This window comes from Herbiconiux sp., assembly GCF_023264895.1.
Taxonomy (GTDB): domain Bacteria; phylum Actinomycetota; class Actinomycetes; order Actinomycetales; family Microbacteriaceae; genus Herbiconiux.
Window position 1 is genome coordinate 36,211 of sequence record NZ_JAHFUY010000024.1, and the last position, 13,668, is coordinate 49,878.

A 13,668-nucleotide genomic window follows, 5' to 3' on the forward strand; every position below is an offset into this window, starting at 1 on the left:
CGCAGGCTGCGCCGCCGCCTCTGCGGCGCAGCGCGACATGTGGGGTTCCGGTCGCTTCGCGGCCGGGACCCCACCCTGGGTCGTCGAGTACGGCCCGTTGCGTTCGTCTCCCCCAGGAGGTCACCTCAGGGTGTACTAAGCGTGCCCGCCTAAGATCTTCCACCTATGGACTGGAACACTTTTTGGGCGAACCTCGGGTCGTTCATGCACGACTACCGCATCCCCATCGGCATCCTGACGATCATCATCGTCGCGTTCATCGCGCGCGCGGTGCTGCTGTTCCTGGTGCGACGACTCGTCGACCAGGTTGTCAACGGCGTCAAGAAGAAGCAGAACGTCACCGACACGCAGGCGCTCGTCGCCTCGCCGCTCGCAGCCGTGCGGATCGTGCAGCGCACCCGCACGATCGGCACCGTCTCGACGAACGTCATCAACGTGACCGTGGTGATCGTGGCGATCATCCTCATCGTCACCACGATCGATCCGAACATCATCGGCTCGCTCGCGCTGCTCACCGCGGCTCTCGGCGCCGGCCTCGGCTTCGGCGCCCAGAACATCGTGAAAGACGTGCTGAACGGCCTCTTCATGGTGTTCGAGGATCAGCTCGGTGTGGGCGACGTCGTCGACCTGGGGCCGGCCACGGGCGTGGTCGAGGCCGTCGGCATCCGCATCACCCAGGTGCGCGACGTGAACGGCACGCTCTGGTTCGTGCGGAACGGCGAGATCCTGCGCGTCGGGAACATGTCGCAGGGCTGGTCGCGGGTCATCATCGACCTCGCCATCCCCTACGACTCCGACCTCGACACGGTGCAGGAGAAGATGCTCGACACCGCCGTCGCCATGTCGACCGAGCCGAAGTGGCGCTCGCGCATCGTGGAGCGGCCCGAGATCTGGGGGCTCGAGTCGATCTCGGCCGAGGCGCTCGTCATCCGCCTCGTGGTGAAGACCCGCACCTCGGCGAAGGACGACGTGGCGCGCGAGCTCCGCATGCGCCTGAAGCGCTCCCTCGACGAGCTCGAGGTGACCCTGCCCTCGCTCAACACCGTCGTGCTCTCGGGCTTCGACGGCGCCGCGAGCGTCAAGGGCGCCCGCCCGCCCGGCACCCGCCCCATCCCCACGAACACCCCGCAGACGCCGAACAGCGGAAGATAGTCCCATGATCGAGCTCACCCCCAAGGTCCCCGACCGCAACCCGTTCTACGAGCAGGTCGGCGGCCACGAGACGTTCGTGAAGCTCGTCGAGACCTTCTACGCCGGCATCCGCGACGACGAGGTGCTCGCGCCGATGTACCCGGCCGACGACTGGGACGGCGCGGTCTGGCGCCTCACCGCCTTCCTCGAGCAGTACTGGGGCGGCCCGGGCACCTACAGCGAGCAGCGCGGCCACCCGCGACTCCGGATGCGCCACAACCCCTTCAAGGTGAACCCGGATGCGCGGGACCGCTGGCTCTCGCACATGCGCGTGGCCGTCGACTCGCTCGAGCTCGCCCCGGCCGACCGCGATCTGATCTGGGACTATCTCGAGCGCGCCGCACATGCCATGGTGAATACGTTCGACGAGTAGCCGCGACGAGGGAGTTGCCGCATGAGCCCTGCCCAGACCGACGTGATCGTGGTGGGGGGCGGCCTCTCGGGCCTCGTGGCCGCCTGCGAGGTGCTCGATGCCGGACGGCACGTGACCGTGCTCGAGCAGGAGCCCGCGGCGTCTCTGGGCGGTCAGGCCTGGTGGTCGTTCGGCGGGCTCTTCCTCATCGACAGCCCTGAGCAGCGTCGTATGCGCGTGCGGGACTCGATCGACCTCGCCCGCCAAGACTGGTTCGGCAGCGCCGGGTTCGACCGGCCGGAGGACGAGTGGGGACGCCGCTGGGCGGATGCCTACCTCGAGTTCGCCGCGGGCGAGAAGCGGTCGTGGCTGCACGGGCTCGGGGTGCGCTTCTTCCCGGTGGTCGGCTGGGCCGAGCGCGGGGGCGGCGTGGCGATGGGGCACGGCAACTCGGTCCCGCGCTTCCACATCACGTGGGGCACCGGACCGGGCGTGCTCGACCCGTTCCTCGCACGGTTCGCCGCGGGCGTCGCGGAGGGCCGGGCGCGCATCCTGCACCGGCATCGCGTGGACGAGCTGATCGTCTCCGCGGGGCGCGTCACAGGTGCGCGAGGCACCGTGCTCGCCGCGAGCGCCGTCGGCCGCGGCGAGGCGAGCAGCCGGGATGCGGCGGGCTCGTTCTCGCTCGAGGCGGGCGCCGTCGTGGTCGCCTCAGGCGGCATCGGCGGCGACCACGACCTCGTGCGCTCGCTCTGGCCCGAGCGTCTCGGCACTCCCCCGGCCTCGATGCTCTCGGGCGTTCCTGCGCACGTCGACGGGCGGATGCTCGGCATCACCGAGCGGGCCGGCGCGCGCCTCGTGAACACCGACCGCATGTGGCACTACACGGAGGGCATCGCCAACCATGCTCCGGTGTGGGCGCGGCACGGCATCCGCATCCTCCCCGGCCCCTCGTCGCTCTGGCTCGACGCCACCGGGAAGCGCCTGCCGGTGCCGCTGTTCCCCGGCTTCGACACGCTCGGCACCCTCGAGCACATCCTCTCGACCGGCCACGACCACAGCTGGTTCGTGCTGACGCAGGCGATCATCGAGAAGGAGTTCGCCCTCTCGGGCAGCGAGCAGAACCCGGACCTCACCGGCCGCGACCTGCGGTTGCTCGCCCAGCGCATCCGTCCCGGCGCCCCGGGGCCGGTGGAGGCGTTCAAGGAGAAGGGCGCCGACTTCGTGGTGGCCGACTCGCTGCCGGAGCTCGTGCGGGGCATGAGGGCGCTCGAGGAGTCACCCGTGCTCGACGCCGCCCAGGTGACGCGCGAGGTGTTCGCCCGGGATCGCGAGCTCGCGAATCCGTTCAGCAAGGACTCGCAGATCACGGCTCTCCGCGGCGCACGGAAGTACCTCGGCGACAAGCTCATCCGGGTGGCGAAGCCGCACCGGCTGCTCGATCCGAAAGCCGGGCCCCTGATCGCCGTGAAGCTGCACGTGCTCACGCGCAAGTCGCTCGGCGGGGTGCAGACCGACCTGTCAGGGCGCGCGCTCGATGCCGCCGGGCAGCCGGTGCCCGGCCTCTACGCGGCGGGCGAGGCGAGCGGCTTCGGCGGAGGTGGCATCCACGGCTACCGGGCGCTCGAGGGCACGTTCCTCGGCGGGTGCCTGTTCTCCGGGCGCGTGGCGGGACGGGCGGCCGCGGAGTCCGTGTAGCGGCCGTGCAGTCTCCGGGGAGGTCGTGGCGGCTAGCGACGGACCAGCACGTGGCCCCGGCGGGTGGTGAGGCGCACCCACGGGCCGGAGGAGTAGATCATCACGATGTCGTCGCGCTTGATGAAGCCGAGGCTGTCGGCGGCGAAGGCGGCGCCGGCGGGGATGACGACGTCCACGGCATCCGGGGTCTCGATGTCGCGGCCCCAGACCTCGGAGCGCACACGGTGCACGAGCTGCTCCCCCGTCTCGGAGCCCACGGTCTCGGCCACCTCGGCGATGCCCGCGCGCGCGATGTGCTCGAGCACGTTCGCCTCGAGCGTTCCCGCAGCCTGCCAGCCGCCCCGCGGGGGGCTGATGCCCGCCCAGGCGACGCCCGTCTCGGCCGGCGGGAGGGACACCTCGAGCGGCCCCTCGTTGGAGTTGGCCTGGAGCGAGAGCTGCGCCAGGCGGTCGAGCATCGCACGGATCGGCACGACCACGTCGAAGCCGTCCGACACCGCGAGCGCGAACGTGCGGAGGCCGAGCACCGTGGGCGTGCGGTCGAGCAGGCCCTTCGGTGTGAGGGTGGCGGTGTACGCGGCGAGCACGCCGAGGCCGCCGATGAGGCGCACCGACCCGTTCTCGACCCGGGCTGCGCGCCCCAGGTACACCTTGAGGTCGCCGAGCGACGCGGCGTCGATGAGGCTGAAGGACTGGACCATCTGTGCTGTCTAAACTACTTCACAGCGAGCCCGCCGCCCACCGAACCACACCGGAGGATCCATGTCCGACCCCCTCGCCGGCTTCCTCACCACCCTCGACCTCGTCGACACGGGAGCCCGCACCGATGAGGACATCTTCACCGGACCCTCGCAGTGGATGCCGAACGGCCGGGTCTTCGGCGGCCAGGTGCTCGCGCAGGCGCTGATCGCCGCCACCCGCACGGTCGATGACGACCGCTCGGTGCACTCCCTGCACGGCTACTTCCTGCGCCCGGGCGACGCGTCGGCGGGCATCACCTTCGGGGTCGACCGGATCCACGACGGCCGCTCGTTCTCGACCAGGCGTACGCAGGCCTACCAGAGCGGGGTCCCCATCCTCTCGGCGATCATGTCGTTCCAGACCGAGGACGAGGGGCTCGAGCACCAGGCCGAGATGCCGACCGACCTGCCCCAGCCGGAGGAGCTGCCGAGTGCTGTCGAGGTGCTGTCGGCGTTCTCGCACCCGGTCGCCGCGGTCTGGGCCCGCGAGCGGGCCTTCGACATGCGGCACATCCCGTCGTCGGTCTACATGTCGGTCGACGGCCCGCGCGAGGCAAAGCAGGCCGTGTGGATCCGGGCCCTCGGACGCCTGCCCGACGACCCGGCCGTGCACCGCGCGGCCCTCGCCTACGCGAGCGACTACAGCATCCTCGAGCCCGTCATGCGGCGGCACGGTGTGGCCTGGGCGCGGCCGAACTTCAAGATGGCGAGCCTCGACCATGCGATGTGGTGGCACCGGTTCGCGCGCGCCGACGAGTGGCTGCTCTACGTGCAGGAATCCCCGAGCGCGAGCGGAGGGCGCGGGCTCTCGCGCGGCACCATCTTCGACCGCGAGGGACGGCTGATCGCCACGGTCGCCCAGGAGGGCATGATCCGCGTCGGCGACTAGCTGCGGCGGCGGAAGGTCAGCGGCTCGTCGAGGTACGGCTCCCAGGCCGCCCGCTCGTGCGGCAGGATGCGACGGGGCCGGTCGGTGGCCGCATCGACGAGCACGAGCGTGGTCGAGGCCTTGACGTAGGTGATCTGGGGCTCGCCGCCGAGCGGGCTCTTGATCTCGTAGTACACGTCGAGGCTCGCGCCGCCCAGGTGCCCGATCCAGAGCTCGACGTCGATCGGCTGCCGGATGTAGGGCATCGACCGTACGTACTCAATCTCCTGGCGGGAGATCACGCTCTTGGTGTCGGTCGTGGGGCTCGCGTCGATGACCGCCGTGGTCCACTCCGCCTGCGCCGGGTCGGCGACATCGCCGTCGACCCAGAACGCGAAGACGCGTGCCTCCTCGAGGATCTTCAGCATCGAGGCGTTGTTGACGTGCCCGTAGGCGTCGAGGTCCGACCAGCGGAGCTGGATCGGCACGTGCAGTCGCATCGGGGCCCGTGCGCTAGTCGCGGGTGAGCTTGCGGTAGGCCGACCGGTTCGGCTTGGCCGCATCGGGCCCGAGCCGCTCGATCTTGTTCTCCTCGTAGGACTCGAAGTTGCCCTCGAACCAGTACCAGTTGGCCGGGTCGTCCTCCGTGCCCTCGTAGGCGAGGATGTGGGTGGCGATGCGGTCGAGGAACCACCGGTCGTGCGTGATGACCACGGCGCAGCCGGGGTACTCGAGCAGCGCGTTCTCGAGGCTCGAGAGGGTCTCGACGTCGAGGTCGTTCGTGGGCTCGTCGAGCAGCAGCAGGTTGCCGCCCTGCTTGAGCGTGAGCGCGAGGTTGAGACGGTTGCGCTCACCACCGGAGAGCACACCGGCCTTCTTCTGCTGGTCGGGGCCCTTGAAGCCGAAGGTGCCCACGTAGGCGCGAGCGGGGATCTCGGTCTTGCCCACCTGGATGTAGTCGAATCCGTCCGACACGACCTCGAACAGTGTCTTGTTCGGGTCGATCCCGCCACGCGACTGGTCGACGTAGGAGATGTCGACCGTCTCACCGATCTTGAGGTCACCGCCGTCGAGCGGCTCGAGCCCCACGATCGTCTTGAAGAGCGTCGACTTGCCGACACCGTTCGGGCCGATGACCCCGACGATGCCGTTCCGCGGGAGGGTGAAGGAGAGGTTGTCGATGAGCACGCGCTCGCCGAAGCCCTTGCGGAGCTTCTTGGCGTCGATCACCTGGGAACCCAGGCGCGGGCCCACCGGGATCTGGATCTCCTCGAAGTCGAGCTTCTTGGTACGCTCGGCCTCGGTGACCATCTCCTCGTAGCGTGCGAGTCGGGCCTTCGACTTGGCCTGGCGGCCCTTGGCGTTGCTGCGCACCCAGTCGAGCTCCTCGGCGAGGCGCTTGGAGAGCTTGGCGTCTTTCTTGCCCTGCACCGCGAGCCGCTCGCGCTTCTTCTCGAGGTAGGTGGAGTAGTTGCCCTCGTAGGGGTAGAGGCGGCCGCGGTCGACCTCCGCGATCCACTCGGCCACGTGGTCGAGGAAGTACCGGTCGTGCGTGACGGCGAGCACGGCGCCGTGGTACTGGGCCAGGTGCTGCTCGAGCCAGAGCACGCTCTCGGCGTCGAGGTGGTTGGTGGGCTCGTCGAGCAGCAGCAGGTCGGGCTTCTGCAGCAGGAGCTTGCAGAGCGCGACGCGGCGCTTCTCACCACCGGAGAGGTTCGCGACCTCGTAGTCGCCTGGCGGGGTGCGCAGGGCGTCCATCGCCTGCTCGAGCTGGGAGTCGAGATCCCACGCATCGGCCGCGTCGATGGCCTCCTGGAGCGTGCCCATCTCTTCGAGCAGTGCGTCGAAGTCGGCGTCGGGCTCGGCCATCAGGGCGCTGATCTCGTTGAAGCGGTCGAGCTTGCCCTTGATCGGGCCGACGCCCTCCTGCACGTTCTCGAGGACGGTCTTCGACTCGTCGAGCTCGGGCTCCTGCATGAGGATGCCCACGGTGAAGCCCGGCGTGAGCTTCGCCTCGCCGTTGGACGGGGTGTCGAGCCCCGCCATGATCTTGAGGATGGTGGACTTGCCGGCGCCGTTCGGCCCGACGACCCCGATCTTGGCTCCCGGGATGAACGCCATCGTGACGTCGTCGAGGATCACCTTGTCGCCCACCGCTTTGCGGGCGCGCACCATCGAGTAAATGTATTCGGCCATGGTTACCAGTCTATTGGCCGGGTCTGCCCCACGAGGCACGCCCCGGTTCCGAGCGCGGGCACGACCGTGCTCGTGTAGATGCCGTGGCCGTACTGGCCGATCAGGCAGTTGTTGTCCTTCCACCGCACGGAGAACTGCACCGCGTCGGCCGCGACGCCGACCGTCGTGATGTCGGGCGTGACCTGCATCGCCGCCAGGTCGAAGCCGTTGTCGCGGAGGGTGCTCGTGAACTCCACGCCGCCTGCGGCCGGATTCGCCGCGATGAGCGTGCGGTTGACCGAGTCGAAGAACGGCTGGTTCTCGAGCGCCGTGCCCTCGGGGAGGAGCTGCAGCGTGGGGTCGGGAGCGGGCGGCGGGGTGGGGGCCGCCGAGGTGGGAGGAGCGGTCGTGGCCGCGGGGGTGGCACCGCCGTCACTCGGCACGCAGCCCGTGAGCACCACGAGGAGCGCTGCCGGCACGAGTGCGGCCGCCGCCCAGCGCAGCGACCCCCGTGCCGCCGTGGGCGTGCCCGCAGCGGTCGCGGTGGCCTCGCCCATGCCGGTGGCGCTGCCCGTGCCCCGCGTTCCGGTCGTCTCGCTCGCGCGTGAACGCCCCAGCCTCGATGTCGCTCTCTGCATGCCTCGCAGCGTCCTCTCGATCGCGGTCCCCCCGGTGCGGCGGCTCCTGAAACCTCCCTGAGTTTAGGGCGTGCGCGCCGTCGCCGCCTGGGAGACTCCCTTGCCACCGCCCGCCGTCATCAGAACGGGATCAGCGCTTCGGAGCCCGCCCGAGCCGCCTGATCGGGCTCCTCGGGCTCGAGCGGCAGGCCGGAGGGGAACTCCTCGGCCTCCCGACCCGGCTGCCCGAGCAGCGACCCCGACGGCGAATGCAACGACCTCGTGAGCGCCGTCGTGCCCCAGCTGAGGTCGTGCCCGATGGCATCCGCATCGACCTCGACGGTGATGCCGGTCTTCTCACCCGCCTCCCACGAGCGGATGCGGAGCCTCCCGGTGACGACCACGTGCTGACCCCGCTCGATCGAGACGAGCACGTTCTGGGCGAGCTGGCGGAAAGCGGAGACCGTGTACCAGTTCGTGTCGGCATCGATCCACTTCGACGCCGACTTGTCGTAGCGGCGCTGGGCGGAGGCGAGCCGGAAGCTCACGATGTCGAGGCCCGAGTTGGTGACGACGTGGCGGGGCGGGGTGGCGACGACGCCGGTGAGGGTCAGAAAGTCGGGCATTGCGGGCTCCTTGCGGTCGAGGTGGGACGACGCGATCGGTCGTGCCCCCAAGACTGCGCGGCGGGCCGGACACGGAACGGCCGGGCGCCTCATCTGTGGAGAGGTGCCCGGCCGTTCATGGCTGTGCAGGAAGCGAGAGGCGGCTTCAGGCCGCCTTGATGTACTTCGCGTAGGCCTTCCGCACCTTGTTGACCTTCGGGACCGCGACGGCCATGCAGTAGCCCTGGCCCGGGTTCTTGGCGAAGAAGTCCTGGTGGTACTCCTCGGCCGGGTAGTAGGCGCCGAGCGGCTCGAGGGTGGTCACGATCCCGCCGTCCCAGAGATCCGCGGCCCGCTCGAGGGCCGCTTCGAAGAGGGCCTGCTGCTCGTCACCGTCATAGAACATGGCCGAGCGGTACTGGGTGCCCACGTCGTTGCCCTGACGGTTGAGCTGGCGCGGGTCGTGCAGCGTGAAGAACACGTCGAGGATGACCTCGGCCGGGATGACCTCGGGGTCGAACGTCACGGCCACGGCCTCGGCCTGGCCGGTCGTGCCGGTGCAGACCTCCTCGTAGCTGGGGTTCTCGACCGTTCCGCCGGTGTAGCCCGAGACCACGTCGTGCACGCCCTCGAGGGTGCGGTAGACGGCGTCGAGGCACCAGAAGCAGCCGCCTGCGAGTACGAAAGTTTCCATGTCCGGATTCTACTGCGTCGGAATGGGCACGCGGGTCCGATGTCGGTGGCTCGCCGTACCGTCGGGACATGTCCACGATCGCACGTACCGCCAGCGCACACCCGGCCCTCCGTCGCGTCCGCGACGGCTACTGGAGGGTGACGGCCGCATCCGGCGTCGTCCTCGGCTACGTCGAGGAGGTGGGAGAGGGAGCAGGCATCCGGTTCCGGGCGAAGAGGCTGTTCGCCGCCACGCGCATCGCGGAGGTCGGCGAGTTCGGCGACGTGTCCGAGGCCGTCGAGTGCCTGCGCTGAAAGAGACTGTGGTGATGACGAGACTGCGCTGATGCAGAGCCTGCGCTGACACACCGGCTCCCCCTCCCTCCTATCGTGCGCGGCCGGGGTTAGGGTGCCGCCATGGAATGGTGGAATGATCTCGTCCGGTGGCTCTCCTCGTCAGACGGCGAGGCCGTCATCTCCAACATCGTCGTGCCGGCCGTCGCCATCATCGTGGCCGGCCTGCTCGCGGCCTGGATCGCCCGCGGTGCCGTGAAGCAGCTGCTCGCGAAGCACGATCGCGAGCTCAAGATCTCGGCCATCGCCGCACTCATCGACGCCGCCGAGCAGGCCTCCGTCTGGAACTCGCTCACGCCCCAGGAGCAGATCCTCGCCGATCGCGCCACCGGGCAGTCCGACATCCAGGTGCGCCTGCTGCCGATCAAGGGCGCAGACGTGGCCGCGAACTGGGCGGCTCACGCGCTCGCGCAGATGAAGCGCGACTCCGCCACCTTCGGCTACCAGGTGGAGCCCGCGGTGTTCGAGTTCCGCGACCGCCTGATCGAATGGCAGCAGAAGCCGGGCCGCGCCAAGCGCGTCTTCCAGAGCGACCTCGAGCGCTGGGCCGCCGAAGACGAGTCGAGCGAGCGCGAGCTGCTCGCGCAGCAGGACGCGTGGGTGGCGCAGCAGCACCACAACCAGTTCGGGGCTCCGTCGGACTCCGTCTCCGCGCCCGCCGCCGGGAAGGCATCTGCATCATCCGCATCTGCATCGCCCTACGCGAAGCCGCAGCAGGCATCCGGGATCCCGGCCGCCAGCGCCGGGGCCTACGAATCTCCGCGCCTTCCCACGGCCTCGACGGTCATCGCGCCGGCCGCGCCCCTGCCCCCCACGCACGAGCCACGGCCCACCGTGCAGCAGGTCGCCGCGGGTACCGGCAGCCGCGGCGCCGCCCAGGCCTCGGGCTCGGTGGCCACGGCGGAGGCGTCGTCGCTCGGAGATCTCGAGCTCACGACCGACCCCGGCGAGGCCAGGGCCGCGGGCGAGATCCCGCCGCCGGTCAACGCCTTCCCTCCGCGCAAGGTCGGCTCGGAGTAGTACGCTTTCGGGGTCGCCCCTGTAGCTCAGTGGATAGAGCACCGGCCTTCTAATCCGTTTGTCGCTGGTTCGAATCCAGCCAGGGGCACCTCTACCAGGCGCCGGCGAGAGCCGCGATCGCGGCGATCAGCGACGCGAGCGCGATGGCCAGCGAGATCGCGATCAGCACCGCGTGCACGACGAGGAACTTCGTGGGCTTGCCCAGGGCATCCCTCGCACGCTCGTCGCGACTGACCCGACGGTAGAACTGGGGCCAGACGATCGCGTTCCACGCGGCGTTGACGATGAGCAGGATGGCGAGTGCGGTAATCATCCCGGCCATTCTAGGAGGCGCTCTAGACTCGGACCATGAGTTCTTCCTCCGACCGCCTCGTCTGGATCGACTGCGAGATGACGGGGCTCGACCTGGAGGTAGACGAGCTGGTGGAGGTCGCGGTGGTCGTGACCGACTTCGACCTGAACCTCGTCGACCCCGGTTTCAGCATCGTCATCAAGCCCGACGACTCCGCGCTGGCGCACATGAACGAGTTCGTCACGAACATGCACGCCTCGAGCGGCCTCGCCGACGAGATCCCGCACGGGGTGAGTCTCGCGGATGCCGAGTACCAGGTGCTCGAGTACATCCTGAAGCACGTCCCCACTGCGCAGCAGGCCCCCCTCGCGGGCAACACCATCGGCACCGACCGGGCGTTCCTCGCCAAGTTCATGCCGCGGGTCGACGGTCACCTGCACTACCGCAGCATCGACGTCTCCTCCATCAAGGAGCTCTCGCGCCGCTGGTTCCCCCGCGTCTACTTCAACGCCCCGGAGAAGGCGGGCGGGCACCGTGCCCTCGCCGACATCCTGGAGTCGATCCGCGAGCTCGAGTACTACCGCAAAGCGGTCTTCATCGCCGAGCCCGGCCCCACCTCCGCAGAGCTGAAAACCATCTCTTCGAGCGTGGTGGAAGAATTCGCCGCCCGGATGTAATAGAATCTTTCTTCGTCGCCCCGTGATCATGATCATGAGGTGAACATGGTGGATATAGCTCAGTTGGTAGAGCGCTGGCTTGTGGTGCCGGATGTCGCGGGTTCGAGTCCCGTTATTCACCCCAACACACACGATGGCCCGGTTCACGCCGGGCCATCGTCGTCTACGGCGAGGTGCAGATGGTCGAGATGGACGCCGATGCGTTCGAGCAGCTCGTGGGCGACGAGCTCGACGAACTGCCCGACGAGATGGTCGACGGTCTCGACAACGTCGTGATCGTGGTGGAGGACCGACCCGAGGACGGCACCCTCGACCTGCTGGGGCTCTACGACGGCGTCGCGCTCACCGAACGCGGCCAGTACGGCTTCGGCGAGATGCCCGACCGCATCACGATCTACCGGGAGCCGCTGCTGGCGATGGTGGAGACCCTCGACGAGCTGCGCGACCAGGTGCACGTCACCCTCGTGCACGAGATCGCCCACTACTACGGGATCGACGACGAGAAGCTGCACGAGCTCGGCTGGGGCTGAGCGCGCCGGGTCGATGCCGGGATCGGCACCCACCGCACCATAGCCTGGGGGCATGGCAGGTTCAGCTGGACGCAAGGCGATCCGCGCGGTCGTGATCGTGATCGGCGTGTTCGTCATCCTCGCCATCGGGCTCTACGGCCCCGCCACGCTCGTGGGCCCTCTGCCGCCGGCCACGGCGACGCTCCTCGAGACCTCCGCCGATGCGGGGGTCACCGGCACACCCACGCTGCCCACGACGGGCGCGAGCGCCCTCGTGGCCGAGGGCTCCGACCAGGTGCTGGCCACGGCGGGTCTTCCCGAGGCGGTGCCCATCGGCGGCTCGGCGAAGGTCATCACGGCGCTCGTCGTGCTCGACGCGAAGCCCATGGAGGCCGGCTCCCCCGGTGGCTCCGTCACGATCTCGCGCGAGGACTACGACGGCTTCGTGCGCTACATCTCCGAGAGCGCCCGAGCCGTGCCCTTCATCGCCGGCGAGACCTGGACGCAGCGCGAGATGCTGCAGGCCGCCCTGCTCGGCTCGAGCAACAACCACGCCGACGCGCTCGCGCGCTGGGCCTTCGGCTCGATCGAGGGCTATCTCGCGGCCGCCGACGCCTGGCTCGCCGAGCGCGGGCTCTCGAGCGTCGAGCTCGTCGACGCCACGGGCCTCGACGAGGGCGACATCGGCACGGCCTCGGATCTCGCCCGCATCACGGCCCTCGCCTTCGCCGAGCCCGCGATCGCCGAGGTGATGGCAGAGGACGGCGCGAAGCTCACCGGCGGGCGATCCGTCGAGAACCTCTCGGGCTACCTGCCCGACCTCGGCTACCTCGGCCTCTCGCGGAGCTACACCGACCAGGCGGGCATCTGCTTCCTCTTCGCCCTCCAGGTGCCGGTGGCCGATGCCGGCGAGACCGTCACCCTCTACGGCGCGCTGCTCCGCGAGCCCGACTGGGACACCGTCGACGCCGACCTCGAGACGCTCGCCTCGACGGCGGCGACCACCATTCGGCAGACCCCCGTGATCACCGCGGGGCAGCCCTTCGTGACCTACACGACCGCCTGGGGCGAGACCGCGCAGGGCGTCGCCCGCTCGACCGAGACGCGGATGCTGTGGGTGACGTCGCCCCTGGAGTACCGGGTCGACGCCGAGGAGCTGAGCACCGCATCCGCCGGCCGCGACGTGGGCAGCGTGACCGTGTCGACGCCCGACGGCGACGTCACCGTGCTGCTCGAGCTCGACGCCCGGCTCGGCGATCCGGGCCCCATGTGGCGGCTCGGCAACCCCGTGCCCGTGATCACGGCCTTCATCGAGTCGCGGACCGACTGACGCCGCTCGACGCCGCGGCCTGGTCCTGGAACGTCAGGTCGGCACCAAGACGTCGGCGAGCTCCCGGGGCCGCTCCCGCTCGACGAAGGCGCTCCACTGCCGCTCCCAGCGATCCCACTCCCGCGCGTAGAGGTCGCCGTCGCGGAGGAGTGCCCGGCGCTTCCGCTCCGCGTCGTCGGTCTCGACCCAGATCGTGCGGTCGGCGAGGGCCGCGTTGGCCCGGCTGAGCGCACCGCAGCCCTCGACGACCAGGGGGGCCGCGGGATCGACCACGTGCCACTCGGCCTGCCGCTCCTCCGCCCAGTCGTAGCGGCGCCAGCGCGCCAGGGCTCCTGTGCGGTAGGGCCGCAGCAGGTGCTCGGTGATCTGGGCGCTCGCGGCCTCGAGGCCGTCCCAGCCCGGGTAGATGCTGTCGAGCTGCACGAGGGTCAGGGGCACGGGGCCCGCCCACTCGGCGACGAGACGCTCGGCGTAGTCGGTCTTGCCCGATCCGCTCGGGCCGTCGATGAGGATGACGCTCACGCCGTTCACGCCGTTCACGTCGCTCACGCCGCTCACACCGTTCACG

Annotated in this window: 17 protein-coding genes and 2 tRNA genes; 11 read left to right on the plus strand and 8 right to left on the minus strand. The window is 69.9% G+C overall.

Going from position 1 to position 13,668, the window contains the following annotated elements:
- The first annotated feature begins 165 nt into the window (after positions 1 to 165).
- Genes Q0D57_RS05130 through Q0D57_RS05140 form a run of 3 tightly spaced genes read left to right on the plus strand, consistent with a single transcriptional unit; the run spans position 166 to position 3,241 of the window.
- Positions 166 to 1,152, plus strand: coding sequence for a mechanosensitive ion channel domain-containing protein (locus Q0D57_RS05130; RefSeq protein ID WP_291039302.1), 987 nt, complete (start codon positions 166 to 168; stop codon positions 1,150 to 1,152).
- A 4-nt stretch (positions 1,153 to 1,156) separates the two neighbouring features.
- Positions 1,157 to 1,564, plus strand: coding sequence for a globin (locus tag Q0D57_RS05135; protein ID WP_291039308.1), 408 nt, complete (start codon positions 1,157 to 1,159; stop codon positions 1,562 to 1,564).
- 21 nt (positions 1,565 to 1,585) lie between these two features.
- Entirely contained in the window at positions 1,586 to 3,241 is a 1,656-nt protein-coding gene (locus tag Q0D57_RS05140; protein WP_291039310.1) for an FAD-binding dehydrogenase, read from the plus strand.
- Positions 3,242 to 3,273: 32 nt separating this feature from the next.
- On the opposite strand, the gene Q0D57_RS05145 is transcribed toward Q0D57_RS05140, so the two are convergent.
- Positions 3,274 to 3,942 carry a hypothetical protein gene (locus Q0D57_RS05145; RefSeq protein WP_291039315.1) on the minus strand — a complete coding sequence of 223 codons (669 nt, stop codon included), beginning with the start codon at positions 3,940 to 3,942 and terminating at the stop codon, positions 3,274 to 3,276.
- 61 nt (positions 3,943 to 4,003) lie between these two features.
- Between Q0D57_RS05145 and Q0D57_RS05150 the strand changes: the two genes are divergently transcribed.
- Complete coding sequence (locus Q0D57_RS05150) at positions 4,004 to 4,870, plus strand: acyl-CoA thioesterase II (RefSeq protein ID WP_291039318.1); 867 nt, start codon at positions 4,004 to 4,006, stop codon at positions 4,868 to 4,870.
- Here Q0D57_RS05150 and Q0D57_RS05155 read toward each other — a convergent pair.
- The 5 genes from Q0D57_RS05155 to msrA form a co-directional block, all read right to left on the minus strand.
- On the minus strand, positions 4,867 to 5,349 hold the full coding sequence (locus tag Q0D57_RS05155) for a thioesterase family protein (RefSeq protein WP_291039321.1): 483 nt from the start codon (positions 5,347 to 5,349) through the stop codon (positions 4,867 to 4,869). The genes Q0D57_RS05150 and Q0D57_RS05155 overlap by 4 nt on opposite strands.
- 13 nt (positions 5,350 to 5,362) lie before the next feature.
- Positions 5,363 to 7,045 carry an energy-dependent translational throttle protein EttA gene (gene ettA, locus Q0D57_RS05160; RefSeq protein ID WP_291039324.1) on the minus strand — a complete coding sequence of 561 codons (1,683 nt, stop codon included), beginning with the start codon at positions 7,043 to 7,045 and terminating at the stop codon, positions 5,363 to 5,365.
- 2 nt (positions 7,046 to 7,047) lie between these two features.
- Entirely contained in the window at positions 7,048 to 7,662 is a 615-nt protein-coding gene (locus Q0D57_RS05165) for a hypothetical protein (protein WP_291039327.1), read from the minus strand.
- A gap of 119 nt (positions 7,663 to 7,781) precedes the next feature.
- On the minus strand, positions 7,782 to 8,267 hold the full coding sequence (locus Q0D57_RS05170; RefSeq protein WP_291039330.1) for a single-stranded DNA-binding protein: 486 nt from the start codon (positions 8,265 to 8,267) through the stop codon (positions 7,782 to 7,784).
- 145 nt (positions 8,268 to 8,412) lie between these two features.
- Positions 8,413 to 8,940, minus strand: coding sequence for a peptide-methionine (S)-S-oxide reductase MsrA (gene msrA / locus Q0D57_RS05175; protein ID WP_291039333.1), 528 nt, complete (start codon positions 8,938 to 8,940; stop codon positions 8,413 to 8,415).
- Positions 8,941 to 9,008: 68 nt separating this feature from the next.
- Here msrA and Q0D57_RS05180 point away from each other — a divergent pair, with 68 nt between their 5' ends.
- The 3 genes from Q0D57_RS05180 (at position 9,009) to Q0D57_RS05190 (ending at position 10,380) form a co-directional block, all read left to right on the plus strand.
- On the plus strand, positions 9,009 to 9,233 hold the full coding sequence (locus Q0D57_RS05180) for a hypothetical protein (protein ID WP_291039336.1): 225 nt from the start codon (positions 9,009 to 9,011) through the stop codon (positions 9,231 to 9,233).
- Between the two features lie 102 nt (positions 9,234 to 9,335).
- Positions 9,336 to 10,292 (plus strand): hypothetical protein, encoded by a 957-nt coding sequence (locus tag Q0D57_RS05185; RefSeq protein WP_291039338.1) that lies wholly within the window; start codon positions 9,336 to 9,338, stop codon positions 10,290 to 10,292.
- Between the two features lie 15 nt (positions 10,293 to 10,307).
- Positions 10,308 to 10,380: transfer RNA gene (locus tag Q0D57_RS05190), tRNA-Arg, on the plus strand.
- A 3-nt stretch (positions 10,381 to 10,383) separates the two neighbouring features.
- On the opposite strand, the gene Q0D57_RS05195 is transcribed toward Q0D57_RS05190, so the two are convergent.
- Positions 10,384 to 10,605 carry an SCO4848 family membrane protein gene (locus Q0D57_RS05195; RefSeq protein WP_291039341.1) on the minus strand — a complete coding sequence of 74 codons (222 nt, stop codon included), beginning with the start codon at positions 10,603 to 10,605 and terminating at the stop codon, positions 10,384 to 10,386.
- 35 nt (positions 10,606 to 10,640) lie between these two features.
- On the opposite strand from Q0D57_RS05195, the gene orn reads away from it, so the two are divergent.
- From orn to Q0D57_RS05215, 4 genes are all read left to right on the plus strand, one after another.
- On the plus strand, positions 10,641 to 11,261 hold the full coding sequence (gene orn, locus Q0D57_RS05200; protein ID WP_291039344.1) for an oligoribonuclease: 621 nt from the start codon (positions 10,641 to 10,643) through the stop codon (positions 11,259 to 11,261).
- Between the two features lie 48 nt (positions 11,262 to 11,309).
- Positions 11,310 to 11,385 (plus strand) — tRNA-His (locus Q0D57_RS05205).
- Positions 11,386 to 11,449: 64 nt separating this feature from the next.
- Positions 11,450 to 11,791: a metallopeptidase family protein gene (locus Q0D57_RS05210; RefSeq protein ID WP_291039347.1), complete on the plus strand. Its 342-nt coding sequence runs from the start codon at positions 11,450 to 11,452 to the stop codon at positions 11,789 to 11,791.
- 52 nt (positions 11,792 to 11,843) lie between these two features.
- Positions 11,844 to 13,100 carry a hypothetical protein gene (locus Q0D57_RS05215; RefSeq protein WP_291039350.1) on the plus strand — a complete coding sequence of 419 codons (1,257 nt, stop codon included), beginning with the start codon at positions 11,844 to 11,846 and terminating at the stop codon, positions 13,098 to 13,100.
- A gap of 33 nt (positions 13,101 to 13,133) precedes the next feature.
- On the opposite strand, the gene Q0D57_RS05220 is transcribed toward Q0D57_RS05215, so the two are convergent.
- On the minus strand, positions 13,134 to 13,667 hold the full coding sequence (locus tag Q0D57_RS05220) for an ATP-binding protein (protein WP_291039352.1): 534 nt from the start codon (positions 13,665 to 13,667) through the stop codon (positions 13,134 to 13,136).
- Position 13,668: the final 1 nt, after the last annotated feature.

Coding starts and splice junctions, on each gene's coding strand:
- Q0D57_RS05130 (WP_291039302.1), top strand. CDS start 166: ATGGACTGGAACACTTTTTGGGCGAACCTCGGGTCGTTCATGCACGAC.
- Q0D57_RS05135 (WP_291039308.1), top strand. CDS start 1,157: ATGATCGAGCTCACCCCCAAGGTCCCCGACCGCAACCCGTTCTACGAG.
- Q0D57_RS05140 (WP_291039310.1), top strand. CDS start 1,586: ATGAGCCCTGCCCAGACCGACGTGATCGTGGTGGGGGGCGGCCTCTCG.
- Q0D57_RS05145 (WP_291039315.1), bottom strand. CDS start 3,942: ATGGTCCAGTCCTTCAGCCTCATCGACGCCGCGTCGCTCGGCGACCTC.
- Q0D57_RS05150 (WP_291039318.1), top strand. CDS start 4,004: ATGTCCGACCCCCTCGCCGGCTTCCTCACCACCCTCGACCTCGTCGAC.
- Q0D57_RS05155 (WP_291039321.1), bottom strand. CDS start 5,349: ATGCGACTGCACGTGCCGATCCAGCTCCGCTGGTCGGACCTCGACGCC.
- ettA (WP_291039324.1), bottom strand. CDS start 7,045: ATGGCCGAATACATTTACTCGATGGTGCGCGCCCGCAAAGCGGTGGGC.
- Q0D57_RS05165 (WP_291039327.1), bottom strand. CDS start 7,662: ATGCAGAGAGCGACATCGAGGCTGGGGCGTTCACGCGCGAGCGAGACG.
- Q0D57_RS05170 (WP_291039330.1), bottom strand. CDS start 8,267: ATGCCCGACTTTCTGACCCTCACCGGCGTCGTCGCCACCCCGCCCCGC.
- msrA (WP_291039333.1), bottom strand. CDS start 8,940: ATGGAAACTTTCGTACTCGCAGGCGGCTGCTTCTGGTGCCTCGACGCC.
- Q0D57_RS05180 (WP_291039336.1), top strand. CDS start 9,009: ATGTCCACGATCGCACGTACCGCCAGCGCACACCCGGCCCTCCGTCGC.
- Q0D57_RS05185 (WP_291039338.1), top strand. CDS start 9,336: ATGGAATGGTGGAATGATCTCGTCCGGTGGCTCTCCTCGTCAGACGGC.
- Q0D57_RS05195 (WP_291039341.1), bottom strand. CDS start 10,605: ATGATTACCGCACTCGCCATCCTGCTCATCGTCAACGCCGCGTGGAAC.
- orn (WP_291039344.1), top strand. CDS start 10,641: ATGAGTTCTTCCTCCGACCGCCTCGTCTGGATCGACTGCGAGATGACG.
- Q0D57_RS05210 (WP_291039347.1), top strand. CDS start 11,450: ATGGACGCCGATGCGTTCGAGCAGCTCGTGGGCGACGAGCTCGACGAA.
- Q0D57_RS05215 (WP_291039350.1), top strand. CDS start 11,844: ATGGCAGGTTCAGCTGGACGCAAGGCGATCCGCGCGGTCGTGATCGTG.